This window comes from Streptomyces sp. MBT65 (genome assembly GCF_016612545.1).
GTDB lineage: Bacteria > Actinomycetota > Actinomycetes > Streptomycetales > Streptomycetaceae > Streptomyces.
This window is the reverse complement of record NZ_JAENRY010000226.1, coordinates 1-15,956: the sequence shown is the minus strand read 5'-3', so window position 1 is coordinate 15,956 and position 15,956 is coordinate 1. Positions and strand designations below refer to the sequence as shown.

Sequence of the window (15,956 nt, the reverse complement as noted above, 5' to 3'; positions counted from 1 at the left end):
CCCCTCAAGGTCGTCACCCGGTACCCCCGGTCCCCCCGCCCGCACTCTCAGTCCCGCGCCAGTCCGAACCGCGCCCGCAGACCGCTGCGTTCGTCCGTGGCGACGGCTGCCGCGCCGGCGGTCACCGTCTCGTAGACGGAGAGGATGTCGGCCCCGACGGTGGACCAGTCGAAGCGCCGTACGTGCGCGCTCCCCCGTCGGCTCAGCCGCGCCAGCCGCTCGGGGTCTCCCAGCAGCCGTACGGCCGCCTCGGCGAGTGCGTCCGCGTCCTCGTTGGTGAACAGCTCCCCGGCCGCGCCCTGGTCGAGGACCTGGGCGAAGGCGGGCAGGTCGGAGGCGAGCACCGGGGCGCCCGCCGACATCGCCTCGACGAGGATGATGCCGAAGCTCTCGCCACCGGTGTTGGGGGCGACGTAGAGGTCGATGCTGCGCAGGAAGCGGGCCTTGTCCTCGTCGCTGATCATGCCGAGGAACTCGACGCGTGAGCGCAGCTCCTTGGGCAGCGTCTCGACGGCCTCCTTCTCGTCGCCGCGCCCGGCGACCAGGAGTCGGGCGTCAGGGCGTTCGGCGAGGATCTTCGGCAGGGCCTTCATCAGCACCGGAAGGCCCTTGCGGGGTTCGTCGATACGCCCTATGAAGCCGATCGTCTCGCCCGTCCGTCGCCCACCACCGCCCTCGACCGAGCCTCGCGCCCCTCCTCCTTGCCATGCGAGCTTGGGCTCGGCGCGGGCGAAGAAGTCGACGTCGACGCCGTTCGGGATGACCACCGCGTCCCCGCCGAGGTGTTCGACGAGCGTGCGACGGGCGTACTCGCTCACGGCGATCCGCGCGCTGATCTTCTCCAACGCGGCCTGGAGGATGGCGTACGCGGCGATCATCGCCCGGGAGCGCGGGTTCGAGGTGTGGAAGGTCGCCACGATCGGGCCCGAGGCCGCCCAGCAGGCCAGCAGGCCGAGCGACGGCGAGGTCGGTTCGTGGATGTGGATGACGTCGAACTCGCCGTCGTGCAGCCAGCGTCGGACCCGGGCGGCGGACAGGAAGCCGAAGTTCAGCCGGGCCACCGAGCCGTTGTACGGCACCGGGACCGCGCGGCCTGCCGAGACGACGTACGGCGGCAGCGGGGTGTCGTCGTCGGCCGGAGCCAGCACGGACACCTCGTGGCCGAGCCTGATGAAGTACTCGGCGAGGTCTCTGATGTGGAACTGGACGCCGCCCGGCACGTCCCAGGAGTAGGGGCAGACGATGCCGATCCTCACGAGGGTCCCTTCGTGGGATCGAGATCCGCGAGCCACAAGCGCTGCAGCATGTGCCAGTCCTCCGGGTGGTCGGCGATGCCGGTGGCGAAGGCGTCTGCCAGCGCCTGTGCCATGACAGACGTCTTCTCGGCCCGATCGCCTGACTCGGGCACCTCGACCGGCGGATGCACCCGTCCCCGCATGACCGGCGAGTCGTCGTACCAGAGCGTCACCGGGAGCAGCAGCGCGCCCGTCTGCTGGGCGAGGAGGGCCGGTCCTGCGGGGATCCGGGTGACCTCGCCGAAGAACTTGACCTCGACGCCGGAGGCGGACAGATCGCGTTCGGCGACCAGGCAGACCAGGCCGCCGTCCCGCAGCCGCCGCGCGAGGGTGCCGAAGGCGGTGCCGCCGCTGTGCGGGAGGACCTCCATGCCGAGGCCCTCGCGGTAGGCGACGAAGCGGTCGTAGAGCGTCTCCGGCTTGAGGCGTTCGGCCACCGTGGTGAACGGGGTCTCCAGCTTGGTGGTGACCCAGGCGCCGGCGAGGTCCCAGTTGGCCATGTGGGGCAGCGCGAGGATGACACCGCGGCCGGAGGCGATGCCGTCGGTCAGGTGGTGCAGGTCCTTGGGCTCGAAGCCCGTCTTCACGCGCTCGGCGCTCCAGGCGGGCAGCCGGAAGGACTCCATCCAGTAGCGCAGGTACGACCGCATGCCCGCGCGCGAGAGATCGGCGAGCCGCTCGGGGCTCGCGTCGGGCACCACGCGCGCGTAGTTGCTCTCCAGCCGGAGTACGCCCTTGCCGCGCCGCTTCCAGGCGAGGTCGGCGACGGTACGGCCGAGCCGGACCGCGACCGGCTCGGGGAGCTTCTTGACGACGCTCCAGCCGGCGCCGTAGAGCGCGTCCGTCAGCCGTTCCCGGGCACTGCTCACGGAGTCGCCCCGCTGCTGTGCGGAGCCGCTTCCTGAGCGGCGGCCGCGTCGGCCTCGGCGGCCTCCCGGCGGACCGTGACGACCCGCTGGATCAGCGTGACCAGGCTGCCCACGGCGACGATCCACAGCGCGATCGGCAGCAGCCACTGGATGCCCGGTACGCCGAACTTGTGGAGGCCCGCGAGACCGCACGCGACGAGCGAGATCACCAGTCGCTCGGCCCGCTCGACCAGGCCGTTGACGGCCACCGGCAGGCCGATCGACTCGCCGCGCGCCTTGGTGTACGACACCACCTGGCCGCTGGCCAGGCAGAAGATCGAGACGGCGCACAGGGCGATGTTGTCGCCGCCGCCCGCGTACCAGAGGGCCAGGCCGCCGAAGACCGCGCTGTCGGCGACCCGGTCGAGCGTGGAGTCGAGGAAGGCGCCCCAGCGGCTGGAACGGCCCAGCTGGCGTGCCATGTTGCCGTCGACGAGGTCCGAGAACACGAACAGCGTGATCACGACCGTGCCCCAGAAGAACTCGCCCATGGGATAGAAGACCAGCGCGCCCGCGACCACCCCGGCGGTGCCGAGGAGGGTGACCGTGTCGGGGCTGACGCCCCGGCGGATCAGAAACGCGGCGAACGGCGTGAGGACACGCGTGAAGAATGCACGCGCGTACTTGTTCAGCATGGCCTTCCCGAGGGTCGGTGTCGCCGCGCGGCCCCTGCTGGCCACCGGCTGGCCCATCGTAGCCACGCGCGCGCGTGGGCGGCCGCCGGGCACCCGTGCGCCCGTGTCACGACTCGGTGCCGGCGGCCGGATCGCGTCCGCCGTATGGACGCACCGTGACGGGAGTGGAAAGCTCGAACCACCGCGGGCGTCATCGGAGCCGCCACCGCACGCGGCTGCGTGTGTCCGCGCCCACAGTGACCTCACCGTGCACGGGAGGCAAGGCCATGGGCGACAAGGCGAACGCACACCCCGGAGCCGCCGGCAGGGCTACGGCGGCCGACCACCCCGCGTCCGTACGGAATGTGGTGCTGGTCGGCCACTCCGGATCGGGCAAGACGACTCTGGTGGAGGCCCTCGCGCTGACCGCGGGGGCGGTGAACCGGGCGGGCCGCGTGGAGGACGGCGGCACCGTCTCCGACTACGACGAGATCGAGCACCGGCAGCAGCGCTCGGTGCAGCTCTCCCTGGTGCCCGTCGACTGGGACGGGTACAAGGTCAATCTTCTCGACACCCCCGGGTACGCCGATTTCGTCGGCGAGTTGAGGGCCGGTCTGCGCGCGGCGGACGCGGCCCTCTTCGTCGTCTCGGCCTCCGACGGCGTGGACGGCTCGACCCGGATGGTGTGGGAGGAGTGCGCGGCGGTCGGCATGCCGCGCGCCATCGTCATCACGCATCTGGAGTCCGCCCGCGCGGACTTCGAGTCGATGACCCGCCACTGCGCCGAGGCGTTCGGCGCGGACGACCCCGACGCCGTACTCCCGCTGTATCTGCCGCTGCACGGCGTGCCGGGGCCCGACGGGCACGCGCCCGTGACCGGGCTGGTCGGGCTGCTGTCGCAGAAGCTCTTCGACTACGCGTCCGGGGAGCGCAAGGAGTCCGAGCCCGGGCCCGACCAGCAGCCGCGGATCGAGGAGGCCCGCAACCGGCTCATCGAGGGGATCATCGCGGAGAGCGAGGACGAGACCCTCATGGACCGCTATCTCGGCGGCGAGGAGATCGACGTCAAGACGCTCATCGGCGACCTGGAACGGGCCGTCGCGCGCGGGGTGTTCTTCCCCGTGCTGGCCGCCGCCCCCGCCGCCGAGGGCGCCCGGCAGGGCCTCGGCACGGTCGAGCTGCTGGAGCTGATCACCGGCGGATTCCCGACCCCGCTGGAGCGCGAGGCACCCGGGGTCACCACGGTCGACGGCAGGGCCCGGGAGCTCAAGCCGTGCGACCCGAACGGGCCGCTGGTCGCCGAGGTCGTGAAGACCGTCTCCGACCCGTACGTCGGCCGGGTCTCCCTGGTCCGCGTCTTCTCCGGGACGCTACGGCCCGACGCGACCGTCCATGTCTCCGGGCACGGGCTCGCCGACCGCGGGCACGAGGACCACGACGTCGACGAACGCGTCGGCGCCCTCTCCGCGCCCTTCGGCAAGCAGCAACGGGCGCTCACGCACTGCATCGCGGGCGACCTCGCGTGCGTGGCGAAGCTGGGCCGCGCGGAGACCGGGGACACCCTTTCGGCCAAGGACGACCCGCTCCTCATGGAGCCGTGGGAGATGCCCGACCCGCTGCTGCCGCTCGCCATCGAGGCACACAGCAAGGCGGACGAGGACAAGCTCTCGCAGGGCCTGAGCAGGCTCGTCGCCGAGGACCCCACCATGCGCCTGGAACAGAACCAGGACACCCACCAGGTCGTCCTGTGGTGCCTCGGCGAGGCCCACGCGGACGTCGCCCTGGAACGGCTGCGCAGCCGCTACGGCGTCCAGGTCGACCTCGTCCCGCACAAGGTCTCCCTTCGGGAGACGTTCGCCGCCAAGGCGCAGGGGCGCGGCCGACACGTCAAACAGTCCGGCGGGCACGGGCAGTTCGCGATCTGCGAGATCGAGGTCGAACCGCTGCCGGGCGGCACGGGCATCGAGTTCGTCGACAAGGTCATCGGCGGCGCGGTGCCGCGGCAGTTCATCCCCTCGGTGGAGAAGGGCGTAAGGGCCCAGGCCGCAAGGGGAGTCGCGGCCGGCCATCCCCTTCTGGACGTACGGATCACGCTCCTGGACGGCAAGGCGCACTCGGTGGACTCCTCCGACGCCGCGTTCCAGACCGCCGGCGCGCTGGCCCTGCGGGAGGCCGCGGCCGACGCGAAGATCCACCTCCTGGAACCGGTGGCCGAGGTGACCGTGCTGGTCGGCGACGACTACGTGGGGGCCGTGATGAGCGACCTCTCGGGGCGGCGCGGCCGGGTCCTCGGCACCGAGCAGACGACCGGCGGGCGCACGCTGATCCGGGCGGAGGTGCCCGAGATAGAGATCGGCCGCTACGCCGTGGACCTCCGCTCCCTCTCGCACGGCACGGCCCGCTTCAACCGCGCCTACGCCCGCCACGAGCCGATGCCCCCGCAGATCGCCGACCGGATCCGCGAACAGGCGGGCGACGTATAGGAGTTGATGCCGAGCGGCTCACTTGTGGCGCGCGGCGACCCGCAAGTGGCCTGATGGGAATGGTCCCTTCCGATTCGGTGGGCGGTTTATGCCGTCCGCCGACGGATGTCAGTGATGGCCGATACGCTGATGACCTGATCAACAGGTGTGCGGAACACGGAAGTCGGGAAAGCCGCAGAAGCGGGAGCAGCGGCGATCGGGGGGCGGGAATGACCGTTGACAGCGGTTACGCGGACATCTTCGGACCACAGGTGCCGCGTACCGGCGACGAGGGGCAGACGGCGACCTTCGCGCTGGCCTCGGCGGCCTACCGGGACAACCCGGTCGCGGACATCAAGAAGGCCGACAACGAATGGCACCAGACGGCCGTCAACGAGGGCCGCAAGTGGGCGACGATCTTCCGCCCCAACCTCGGTGAGGCGTTCTCCGGAGCGCTGGTGGCCCGCATGCTCGGCCCCGGCCGCAAGCCACTCATCCAGTCGTTCGGCACCGAACCGCAAGCGGTCGTCGAGCACGCCCTGGCGGCCAACAACATCCGCCGCACGCGGGACAACAGGCTGTCCATGATCATGGTGCTGTGCGGCCTGCTGTTCCTGCCGGGACTCGTCGTCTGGCTGCTGGTCTTCCAGTTGCGCAGCATGATCGACAAGCGCACGCAGACGAACAAGAGGGCGGGCGCGATCGCCACGACCCTGCTCGTCGCGGTGGGCGCGGTCGCCGTGATCTTCCTGATCAAGATGCCCTTCGCGGGCTTCTGGTCCTGGTACGCACGCGCGTGCGTCGTCCTCCCCGTCGTCGGCTGGCTGTGGGCCAAGCAGGTCTGCGAGAACACCGCGAAGGATCTGCGCGGGCGCTGGGACAGCCTGCTCTCCGGCAGCAGCGTCGGCGCCAAGGTCCCCGAGGCGGTGCCGACCAGCCCCGGCGAGACCCAGGCCGAGCAGCTCCGCCAGTCCCTGGCCAAGCTCAGCGCCGAGCAGCAGTCCAACTCGATCTTCTACGCCGGGCCCAAGGGCATCCTCGGCATGGGCACCCGCTGGGGCAGTTGGCAGCTGGCCGAGGACCTGATCGCGCGGGACGCGGACCGGGAGATCCACCCCTTCCGCAGCTGGGACGTCATCCGCAACATCCACGACGACCTGCGCATGCTGGAGCGGAACACGATCAACACCGGCGGCTTCCCCAAGGCGTCCATACGCCACTGGGTGGTCACGCCGATCGGTGAGGGTGCCAAGGCCGTGTCCCGGCCCGAGGGCACGGACGTGGACGCGTACCAGGTCAAGTCGCACGCGATACAGGACATCTGCAACAAGCAGCAGTTCGGCGCCGGCGACCGCCACTACCTGGGCGTCCAATGGACGCTCTGGGAAGGGCAGTTGGTCATCACCATGATGATCACCGTCACCGTGCTGCACAAGACGCTCCGCATCGAGATCACCGGGCACGCCCTGGGCCCCGTGAACTCGCTGTTCACCGGCAAGCCCGAGGCCCCGACGAAGAGCGTCCAGAAGACCTTCAAGCCGTGGGAGAACCGCAGCGTCAAACTCCCCCTCGTCCCCGCCGACGAGGTGGTACGCCTCGCGGTCCGCGCCCCGATCACCTGGTACCCACCGCTGCTGAACTGGCTCGGCGGTTCCATATCCCTGCCCGAGCCCTTCGGCCTGCGACACGCCTGGGCCGACCAGCCCTGGCGGCACCGCTTCATGGCGGACGACGCGCTGCGCGCCGCGACACCGGTCCTGCGCGTGGTGCACGCGGCGGCGATCCGCGTCCTAGACGAGAACGGCGTCAACACGGAGAAGTTCGGCAACCGCTCGTCGGTACTCAGCGGGGGCGTGCAGGACGTGTCACCGAAGAAGGCCGACCTCTACGACGCGTAGGCCTCCGGCGGTTGGCCGGGTATGTGCGGGTCCGATGTGGCTCGGGTCCCTGGGGGCTGCGCCCCCAGACCCCTGCTTCGGCCCTGAAGGGGCCTCGTCCTCAAACGCCGGACGGGCTGAAGTCGCGGGCCTGTGCTGGAAAGGCACCGGACGGGCTGAACTTGCGGGCCTGTGCTGGAAAGGCACCGGACGGGCCGAGTTTCGCCGGCCGGGGAGCTGGAAGGGCGCCGTGCGGGCTGGTTGACGTCGGCCCGAGATTTACGCCGTGGGCCACGCCTCCGCCAGCATCTTCCGGGTGTCGGCGAGGAGTTGGGGCAGGACCTTCGTGTGGCCGACGACCGGCATGAAGTTGGTGTCGCCGCCCCAGCGCGGGACGATGTGCTGGTGCAGGTGGGCGGCGATGCCCGCGCCCGCGACACTCCCCTGGTTCATGCCGATGTTGAAGCCGTGGGCGCCGGACGCGGTGCGCAGAGCAGTCATCGCCTGCTTGGTGAGCGCCGCGAGTTCCACGGTCTCCGCGTCGGTCAGGTCGGTGTAGTCCGCGACGTGACGGTACGGCACGACCATCAGATGGCCGCCGTTGTACGGGTACAGATTCAGCACCCCGTACACCAGCTCACCGCGCCTGACGATCAGCCCGTCCTCGTCCGATTTAGCCGGAATCGAGCAGAAGGGGCAACCGTCGTCGGCACCGGGGCCGGTCGGCTTGTTCTCACCCTGGATGTAGGCCATCCGGTGGGGCGTCCACAGGCGCTGGAACGCATCCGGCGTGCCCACTCCGATCTGCTGCTCGGGCTCACTCGTCATGCAAGGAAGCATATGGCTTCGCCCGTTCGCGGCGTGTCGGCGGGGTTGCGCGAAACGCCTCCCGGGCCAAGCTGAGCGGGTGGACGACGACAGTCGCAAGGCCCGCTGGGAGCGGCGCACCGAGGTCCCCCTCGCCGTGGCGTCGATGGTCTACCTCGCCGCGTACGCGGTCCGCATCCTCGCCCACGGCCTGTCCGGCGACTGGCGGGACCTCTGCCTCGCCGTCCTGTTCGCCGCCTGGTCTCTCTTCGCCGTCGACTACGCGGTCCGCTGGCGCCTGAGCGGCCAACGCCTGCGCTTCGTCCGCACCCACTGGCTCGACACCCTGGTCATGCTCCTGCCCCTGCTCCGCCCCCTACGGGTCGTCAAGGTCTACGAGGCCGTGCAGCGCCGGCACGACCGACCCCGGCTCGCCCTGCACGCGCGCGTGATCGTCTACGCCGGCCTGTCCACCGTCCTGCTGGGCTTCGCGGGCGCCCTCTCGGTCTACCAGGAGGAACACGCGGCCCCGGGCGCGACGATAAAGACCTTCGGTGACGCCGTCTGGTGGACCTGCGCCACCTTCGCGACGGTCGGCTACGGCGACGTCGCCCCGATCACCCCGCTGGGCCGCCTGATCGCCGTAGGAATGATGGCCATCGGCCTGGCCCTGCTCGGCGCGGTCACCGGAACCTTCGCGTCCTGGCTGCTCCAGGTCTTCGCGAGGGAGGACGACGAGAGGCCCCCGGGGAGCTGAACTCCCCGAAGGCCTCCCCGAAGCAACAGGGTCAGACCTGCACGCGGTCCGCCACGACCTGCTCGATCTTCGCGATGGCGTCGTCGAAGGCGATGCCGTTCTCCTGCGAGCCGTCGCGGTAACGGAAGGACACCGTGCCCGCGTTCATGTCCTCGTCGCCGACGATGACCATGAACGGCACCTTCTGCTTCTGCGCGTTCCGGATCTTCTTCTGCATCCGGTCCGAGGACGAGTCGACCTCGACGCGCAGGCCCTTCTTCTTGGCCGCTACGGCGAACTTCTCCAGGTACTCGACATGCCCGTCCCCGATCGGGATCCCGACCGCCTGCACGGGCGCCAGCCATGCCGGGAACGCCCCCGCGTAGTGCTCGAGCAGCACCGCGAAGAACCGCTCGATCGAACCGAACAGCGCACGGTGGATCATGACCGGCCGCTGCTTGGACCCGTCGGGCCCCGTGTACTCCAGGTCGAACCGCTCCGGCAGATTGAAGTCGAGCTGGACGGTCGACATCTGCCAGGTCCGCCCGATCGCGTCCTTCGTCTGGACGGAGATCTTCGGGCCGTAGAAGGCGGCGCCACCCGGGTCGGGAACAAGCGGCAGCCCCTGCTTCTCGGCCACCTGGCGCAGCGTCTCCGTGGCCTCTTCCCAGACCTCGTCCGAGCCGACGAACTTCTCCGGGTCCTTGGTGGAGAGCTCCAGATAGAAGTCCGTCAGACCGTAGTCCCGCAGCAGGTTCAGGACGAACGTGAGCGTCTTGTCCAGCTCGTCCGCCATCTGCTCGCGCGTGCAGTAGATGTGCGCGTCGTCCTGCGTGAAGCCGCGCGCCCGGGTCAGCCCGTGCACGACGCCCGACTTCTCGTACCGGTACACGGTCCCGAACTCGAAGAGCCGCAGCGGCAGTTCACGGTACGAGCGGCCGCGCGCGTCGAAGATCAGGTTGTGCATCGGGCAGTTCATGGGCTTGAGGTAGTAGTCCACGCCCTCGTCGAGCTGCATGGGCGGGTACATGCCGTCGGCGTACCAGTCCAGGTGCCCGGACGTCTCGAAGAGCTTCCCCTTCGTCGCGTGCGGGGTGTAGACGAACTCGTAGCCCTCCTCCTCGTGCCGGCGGCGCGAGTAGTCCTCCATGACCCGGCGGACGACACCGCCCTTGGGGTGGAAGACGGCGAGGCCGGAGCCGATCTGCTCGGGGATCGAGAACAGGTCGAGCTCGCTGCCCAGCTTGCGGTGGTCGCGCTTCTCGGCCTCGACCAGGAAGTCGAGGTGCGCCTTCAGCTCCTCCTTGGAGGGCCAGGCGGTGCCGTAGATGCGCTGGAGCATCGGGTTCTTCTCGCTGCCGCGCCAGTACGCGGCCGCGTTGCGCATCAGCTTGAACGCCGGGATGTTGCGCGTGGTCGGCAGGTGCGGGCCTCGGCAGAGGTCCTTCCAGCACAGGTCGCCGGTCTTGGCGTCGAGGTTGTCGTAGATCGTCAGCTCGCCGCCGCCGACCTCGACGTCCGCGCCGTCGTCGGTGGACGCGGAGCCCTTGATGCCGATGAGTTCGAGCTTGTACGGCTCCGAAGCCAGCTCCTCACGAGCCGCCTCGTCGGTCACCACGCGCCGCGAGAACCTCTGCCCCCGCTTCTGGATCTCCTGCATCTTCTTCTCGATGGCCTTGAGATCCTCGGGCGTGAACGGCCGCTCGACGTCGAAGTCGTAGTAGAAGCCGTCCTTGACCGGCGGGCCGATGCCGAGCTTGGCCTCGGGGAACAGCTCCTGCACGGCCTGGGCCATCACGTGCGCGGTGGAGTGGCGCAGGATGTTGAGGCCGTCGGTGGAGGAGATCTCGACACCCTCGACCTCGTCACCCTCGGCGACGACGTACGCGAGGTCCTTGAGCTCTCCGGCCACGCGCGCGGCGATGATCGAGCGCTCGCCGGCGAAGAGCTCGGCGGCCGTCGTGCCCGTCGTCACCGTGCGCTCTTCCCGCTCGGAATCGCGTTGGATGATCACACGGACGTCTGACACCGGTCTCTCCTGACTGCAGGGTGGATGCGGCGCCATACCGGGAGCGCGCGCAATAGGGGATCGTACCGACCCTAAGGGCCCCACCGCGAAACGGTCGCCCCCGGGCTCCCCTCCCTCAGTCCTCCCCGCTGCACGCCTCCTCGAAGAAGTCGAGATTCTCCTGGAGGGACTTCATCAGCCGGTCCCGCTCCGCCTCGTCCACCTGCACGGGTACGACCCCGGAGGCGCCGGTCAGCCTGCGGAAGCCGCCCCGGCTCTCCAGCCGGCCGTGCACCCGCACCGGGAGTCCGACGAGGTGGGCGTGCCCGGCTATCCGGTACGACTCCTCGTCCAGGGTCATGCGCACGTGCCCGACCTCGGCGCCGGCGATCACCTGCATCCGTACGGTGCCCTCGCCGCGCGGCCCCGAGCGGCGCATCCGCACCACCGAGCCGGTGATGCGCACGGGCATCGAGGGTTCCTCGCGCAGATAGCGGGCCCCGGCCGCGCGCAGCACGGGCAGGTCGCCGGGCGAGAACTCGACGGCCTCGACGGGCGCGGCACACCCCTCGGGCACCCCTGCGCCCGGCGCCCACTCGACGGCGATCCGCGCGCCCTCGGTGCCGCGCACCAGCGCCACGACGGCCTCGGTCAACTCACGGCTGACGCCCGCCTCGACGGCCCCGTCGAAGGCGTCCATGCCACCGGTGGCCCGCTCGTAGTCGATGGCCTCGCGGGTCGCGTACAGGGCTTGATGGAGGCGTACGGCCAGGGTGCGGCCGGAGTCGACGGGGATGAACGCGGTGAGCTGACGGCCGCCGGGTGCGGAACCGACGAGGACGTGGTCCAGGGACGCGGCGGCGGGGCGGCGGTGGCGGGCGCCGTAGTAGCCCGCTCGCGCGCGGGTGGCGAGTGCGGCGGCGAGCAGCATCTGGCGGGCGGCGGCGCGGAGTTGCTCCTCCACGGTCCAGGGCGCGGCGCCGGCCGGTCCGGTGGGGATGTCGCGCCACCAGCGGATCTCGTCGCTCGGTACGGCGAGGCCGACGAGGACCTCGCGGGCGGAGGGGGTGTTGCTGCGGGCGAGCGCGATGAGCGCCTCGCCGAGGAGGTCGTCGCTGTCGGGGAAGGCCCGGCTCTCGGGGACCAGCAGGCTGGTGCCCGAGCCGCCGGGCCCGGGTGGGGTCCAGCGGCCGTACCGTCCGGGGGCGCCGCCGCGCCGCTGCCAGCCGTGCCGGCGCAGCAGGGCGCCGAGGACGGCGGGGTCGACCTGGTCGGGGGCGGGGGGACCCGCCCAGGAGGTGTCGGCCTGGTCATCGGGGTGCGGTCGCACCGACCGCAGGTGTTCCTCGACCGAGCGGTGCCTCATGGCCTGCCTCCCGTCCCGACCCGCGTCATGATCTCGCACAGCGCCCGGTCGTCGAAGATGCGCGAGGTCGGTATGCGCACGGTGGTCCGGGTCCGGCCGGTGATCGCGTGACCGGCGAGGTTGACCCAGTAGCAGCAGTGCCGCAGGTCGAGCCGGTCGTGGCTGGCGCGCAGCCAGTCGTCCTGGGAACGCGGGACGAGCATCACGACCAGGATCTTGTGCACCGAGACCGGAGTGCGGGCGAGCTTGCGCAGATGGTCGTTGTCGAGCGTGAAGGAGAAGGAACGTCCCGGCGGATTCGGCGGGATCTGGTAGGTGCACTTGAGCTGCACCTTGATGGTGACCTCGTCGTCCACGGTGTGGCCGGGCGAGCCGTGACTGACGTGCCAGTCGATGCCGTTGTCCGGAAAGGGTTGCGACAGCGAGCAGCCGGCCGCGGCGGCGACGGCGTGCAGATAGCCCACCTGCAAGGTTTCCATGCAGGCGGTGGTTGCGAGCGATCCGCGATGGGGTGCCGTCCGTTCGGGCAGCAGCCCGCCCCGCTCGGGCTGCGCTATCACCATGGCCAACAGCCTTCCAAGTTCAGGTGAATTGCTGTGCTGAATGCCTGATCGGGTCGCTGAACTGCAAAGACCCGTACTCCTGTTGTCTCCTTCCGGCGTACGGCGCAAACAGCCCGGGTATCACCAAACTGGCAGAAGACGGTGCGTCAGCTGCCGTGGGTGAACGAGGAGTTGTGTACGTATGACGTGCTGGTACGAGGGCCCGTTGGCCGCGTTCGACACGGAGACCACGGGCGTGGATGTGGAGACCGACCGGATCGTGTCGGCCGCCGTCGTCGTCCAGGACGCCCCCGGTACCCGTCCCCGGGTGACCCGGTGGCTGGTGAACCCGGGGGTGCCGGTGCCCGCCGGGGCGACGGCGATCCATGGACTGACGGACGAGCATCTTCAGCGCAACGGCCGCTGGCCTGCGCCGGTGATGCGTGAGATAGCCGACGAGCTGGCCGAACAGGCGGCCATGGGACGCCCGTTGGTGGTCATGAACGCACCGTTCGACCTGACCCTGCTGGACCGCGAACTGCGCCGCCACCGCGCGTGCTCGCTGGACCACTGGTTCGAGTCGACGGCGCTGCGGGTGCTGGACCCCCGGGTCCTGGACAAACACCTGGACCGCTACCGCAAGGGCCGCCGCACCCTCACCGACCTGTGCGCGCACTACGGCGTCACGCTGGACGGCGCGCACGACGCGGGCGCGGACGCGCTGGCCTCCCTGGAGGTGGTACGCGCCCTGGGCCGCCGCTTCGCGACCCGCCTGGAGCGGCTGTCCCCCGCCGAGCTGCACGTCCTCCAGTCGACATGGCACGCGGCCCAGGCACGCGGTCTCCAGGCATGGTTCGCCCGCAGCGGTACGCCGGAGCCGGTGGACCAGTCCTGGCCGCTACGCCCGGAGTTGGACACGGCGGCCTGAGCGGACGGCGCGGACTGGCTGGGTGCGGCGGCCTGAGTGAATGGGATGCCTGCCGGGCACAGCGGCCTGACCGGGAGGGGCAGGGCAGCCTGCCGGGCCAGAGCGGCCTGAGTGTGCGAGGCGGGTCGACTTGAGCGGCCTGAGCGCCTGAGCGTGCGAGGCGGGTCGCCTTGACCGAGCCAGAGCGGCCTGAGTGTGCGAGGCGGGTCGACTTAACCGGAGGGGGCGGCCTGAGCGTGCGGGATGGGTCGACTTAACCGGACGGGGCGGCCTGACCGTGCGGGACAGGTCAACTCGACCGGGCCAGAGCGGCCTGACCGTGCGAGACGGGTCAACTCGACCGGACGGGGCGCCCGGGCCAACGCCCGTCCCTGCCGACCGGGGGGCACCTGGACCAGTGCACACCGCGGCCGACAGCAGCGCCTGGACCAGAGCTCCATCAGCCGAAGGGGGCGCCAGCCCGGCGCCCCCGCACCTCACTCACCAGGAGCCGCCGCCCCCACCACCGGCGGAGCCGCCCCCGGAGCTGCCAGAACTCCCCGAGCCGGAGGCCGCGTTGGCCGCGGAGACGACGACGGCGGCGGCGAGCAGGACGTCACCGACACTCAGCGAGAAGCTCCGCCTCGCTATCGCCACCGAGGTCGAGGCGCCGACGGCCTGTTCCCAGGCGGCCCCGACGCCCAGGGAGACCGCCCATGCCGCGTAGCGGTCCGCGGTCTCCTCGGCGGGAAGTGTGTCGGGGCAGGTGGCGGGTCGGCCAAGTAGCTCCGGAACGCGTCGACTTGGAGCCACGGGGCGCTCCCGCGAGGGGTACGTCGGTCCAACTCCCAGCCACGGGCGACGACGGCGAGACCGAGACCGGCGGCCACCGCACCCACCAGCAGGACGGGCAGTACGGCCGCGGCGCGATGTCTGTTCAACACCCCGCCGGTGACCACGAAGACCAACGCGATCAGCAGCACGGCCGGTTGCCCCTGGCCGCTCCCGTCGTCGCGGATCTCCGCGCCGACCCACATCGAGGTGACCCGCTCCGTGTTCGAGAACGCCTGGTTGCCGGCACCGATCCCACCGCACGCCACCAGCACGAGGACGATCACGACGTGCCCGGGACACAAAAAACCGGCCCGCTGATGCGGACCGGTTTTTCCCGGTGGGCGATACTGGGTTCGAACCAGTGACCTCTTCGGTGTGAACGAAGCGCTCTCCCACTGAGCTAATCGCCCGGGAACGGACTGAACAATACAGGCCCCCGCCGGTTTCCTTCAAACCGCTTCCAGGTGTGCGAGGAGCCCGCGTCGCCCGGCCCGCATCATCAGCGCGTGGTTGAGCCGGAACACCGGCCGCCCGGGCACCGCGAACCACCTGAGCGACGGCCGGTCCAGGTCGACCTCCTGGTCGTAGCGGGCGAGCGTGCCGGGGCCCTCGGCGGTGAGTGTCCAGCGGGCCCAGCCCGTCAGATCGCCGGTCATCGCGATCTCCAGCACCCCGGCGACCGGATCGCGCCGCACTTCGCGCGCGGTGAAGGTCAGGGTGTACGGCAGGCTCGCGCGGATGCTGATGACGCCGGTGGTGTCGTCGACCCGACGCACCTCGCGCACCTGCGGCCACCAGCGCGGATACTCCTCGGCCCGCTCCAGCGCCGGGTACACGACCGCGGGCGGCGCGGGCAGTTCCCACCGGGCACGGAAGCGGTAATGGGTCCAGTCCATGGCGGGAGTCTGCCCGCTCGACGGCCCGTCCCCGCACAACTGAGTACGTGGTGAGTACGCACGCTCATGTCGTACGACGGCCCGGCGGCCAGACTCCGGAGCATGACGCACATTCCGCCCCCGGCCGTGGAGTTGCGGCTCCTGGACGCCGAGCTGCTCCAACTGGACGCCCGCCGCACGCAGTTGCTGCACCGGCGGGCCTGGCTGCTGACCGTGCTCCAGCCCGCCTGGTCCGCGCCCGTGACTCCGCTGCCGACCGCAGCACCCCGCCGCGAGGCCACCGCACCCGGCGTGCAGAACCTCCTGCTCCTGCTCGGCGGCATCCTGCTCACCCTCGCGGCGACGGCGTTCACGCTGGTCAGTTGGGGCAGCATGGGGATCGCGGGCCGGGCCCTGATCCTCGGCGCGGTGACCCTCGCGGCGCTCGGCGCGCCCGTGGCGCTGCTGCGGCGGGGCCTGCGTTCCACGGCCGAGTCGCTCGCGGGCCTCGGTCTCGTCCTGACGGTGCTGGACACCTACGCGCTGCACGAGGTCGCGTTCGCGGACGCCGACGGCATGACCTTCGCGGCGGCAGCGACGACGGCCCTGGCCGTGCTGTGGGCGGCGTACGGCATCGGAACGGCGGCGCTCCCGAACCCGGCCGCCACGCCCGCCACGCCCCTCACACCCGCCGCACCCTCCTCATCGACCCTCCGCCTCCCCCT

General features: G+C 70.9%; 14 protein-coding genes, 1 tRNA gene and 1 pseudogene. 6 read left to right on the top strand and 10 right to left on the bottom strand.

What is annotated here, in order from left to right:
* Nucleotides 1-47: 47 nt before the first annotated feature.
* The 3 genes from JHN63_RS36865 to pgsA are packed head-to-tail and all read right to left on the bottom strand — an operon-like array spanning nt 48 to nt 2,895.
* Entirely contained in the window at nt 48-1,256 is a 1,209-nt protein-coding gene (locus JHN63_RS36865) for a glycosyltransferase family 4 protein (protein ID WP_200689159.1), read from the bottom strand.
* Complete coding sequence (locus tag JHN63_RS36860; RefSeq protein WP_200689157.1) at nt 1,253-2,164, bottom strand: phosphatidylinositol mannoside acyltransferase; 912 nt, start codon at nt 2,162-2,164, stop codon at nt 1,253-1,255. The genes JHN63_RS36865 and JHN63_RS36860 overlap by 4 nt, the downstream gene beginning before the upstream one ends.
* Nucleotides 2,161-2,895, bottom strand: coding sequence for a phosphatidylinositol phosphate synthase (gene pgsA, locus JHN63_RS36855; RefSeq protein ID WP_200689155.1), 735 nt, complete (start codon nt 2,893-2,895; stop codon nt 2,161-2,163). Before pgsA ends, JHN63_RS36860 begins: the two co-directional genes overlap by 4 nt.
* A 209-nt stretch (nt 2,896-3,104) precedes the next feature.
* On the opposite strand from pgsA, the gene JHN63_RS36850 reads away from it, so the two are divergent.
* Complete coding sequence (locus JHN63_RS36850; RefSeq protein ID WP_200689152.1) at nt 3,105-5,300, top strand: elongation factor G-like protein EF-G2; 2,196 nt, start codon at nt 3,105-3,107, stop codon at nt 5,298-5,300.
* 209 nt (nt 5,301-5,509) lie between these two features.
* A complete protein-coding gene (locus JHN63_RS36845; protein WP_200689146.1) occupies nt 5,510-7,177 on the top strand; it encodes a hypothetical protein in 1,668 nt (555 codons plus the stop codon).
* 258 nt (nt 7,178-7,435) lie between these two features.
* Here the strand turns inward: JHN63_RS36845 and JHN63_RS36840 are convergent, their stop codons facing one another.
* Entirely contained in the window at nt 7,436-7,996 is a 561-nt protein-coding gene (locus tag JHN63_RS36840; RefSeq protein ID WP_043684026.1) for an HIT domain-containing protein, read from the bottom strand.
* 67 nt (nt 7,997-8,063) lie between these two features.
* On the opposite strand from JHN63_RS36840, the gene JHN63_RS36835 reads away from it, so the two are divergent.
* Complete coding sequence (locus tag JHN63_RS36835; RefSeq protein ID WP_200689145.1) at nt 8,064-8,720, top strand: potassium channel family protein; 657 nt, start codon at nt 8,064-8,066, stop codon at nt 8,718-8,720.
* 31 nt (nt 8,721-8,751) lie between these two features.
* Here JHN63_RS36835 and thrS read toward each other — a convergent pair whose 3' ends face one another.
* From thrS to JHN63_RS36820, 3 genes are all read right to left on the bottom strand, one after another.
* Nucleotides 8,752-10,728, bottom strand: a complete 1,977-nt coding sequence (thrS, locus tag JHN63_RS36830) for a threonine--tRNA ligase (RefSeq protein ID WP_200689144.1) — start codon at nt 10,726-10,728, stop codon at nt 8,752-8,754.
* Nucleotides 10,729-10,843: 115 nt separating this feature from the next.
* Complete coding sequence (locus JHN63_RS36825) at nt 10,844-12,073, bottom strand: hypothetical protein (protein WP_200689142.1); 1,230 nt, start codon at nt 12,071-12,073, stop codon at nt 10,844-10,846.
* Entirely contained in the window at nt 12,070-12,636 is a 567-nt protein-coding gene (locus JHN63_RS36820; RefSeq protein ID WP_200689140.1) for a DUF4365 domain-containing protein, read from the bottom strand. Before JHN63_RS36820 ends, JHN63_RS36825 begins: the two co-directional genes overlap by 4 nt.
* 181 nt (nt 12,637-12,817) lie before the next feature.
* Here JHN63_RS36820 and JHN63_RS36815 point away from each other — a divergent pair, with 181 nt between their 5' ends.
* On the top strand, nt 12,818-13,543 hold the full coding sequence (locus tag JHN63_RS36815) for a 3'-5' exonuclease (RefSeq protein ID WP_200689138.1): 726 nt from the start codon (nt 12,818-12,820) through the stop codon (nt 13,541-13,543).
* Between the two features lie 480 nt (nt 13,544-14,023).
* Here JHN63_RS36815 and JHN63_RS36810 read toward each other — a convergent pair whose 3' ends face one another.
* Nucleotides 14,024-14,335, bottom strand: coding sequence for a hypothetical protein (locus JHN63_RS36810; RefSeq protein WP_200689135.1), 312 nt, complete (start codon nt 14,333-14,335; stop codon nt 14,024-14,026).
* Between the two features lie 138 nt (nt 14,336-14,473).
* Here JHN63_RS36810 and JHN63_RS36805 point away from each other — a divergent pair, with 138 nt between their 5' ends.
* Nucleotides 14,474-14,674: a hypothetical protein gene (locus JHN63_RS36805; protein ID WP_200689132.1), complete on the top strand. Its 201-nt coding sequence runs from the start codon at nt 14,474-14,476 to the stop codon at nt 14,672-14,674.
* A 20-nt stretch (nt 14,675-14,694) separates the two neighbouring features.
* On the opposite strand, the gene JHN63_RS36800 is transcribed toward JHN63_RS36805, so the two are convergent.
* Together JHN63_RS36800 and JHN63_RS36795 are read right to left on the bottom strand one after the other, a co-directional pair.
* Nucleotides 14,695-14,766 (bottom strand) — tRNA-Val (locus JHN63_RS36800).
* 39 nt (nt 14,767-14,805) lie between these two features.
* Nucleotides 14,806-15,252, bottom strand: a complete 447-nt coding sequence (locus JHN63_RS36795) for an SRPBCC family protein (protein WP_200689131.1) — start codon at nt 15,250-15,252, stop codon at nt 14,806-14,808.
* Nucleotides 15,253-15,318: 66 nt separating this feature from the next.
* On the opposite strand from JHN63_RS36795, the pseudogene JHN63_RS36790 reads away from it, so the two are divergent.
* Nucleotides 15,319-15,956 (top strand): annotated as a pseudogene (locus tag JHN63_RS36790) (hypothetical protein); the annotation flags it as partial.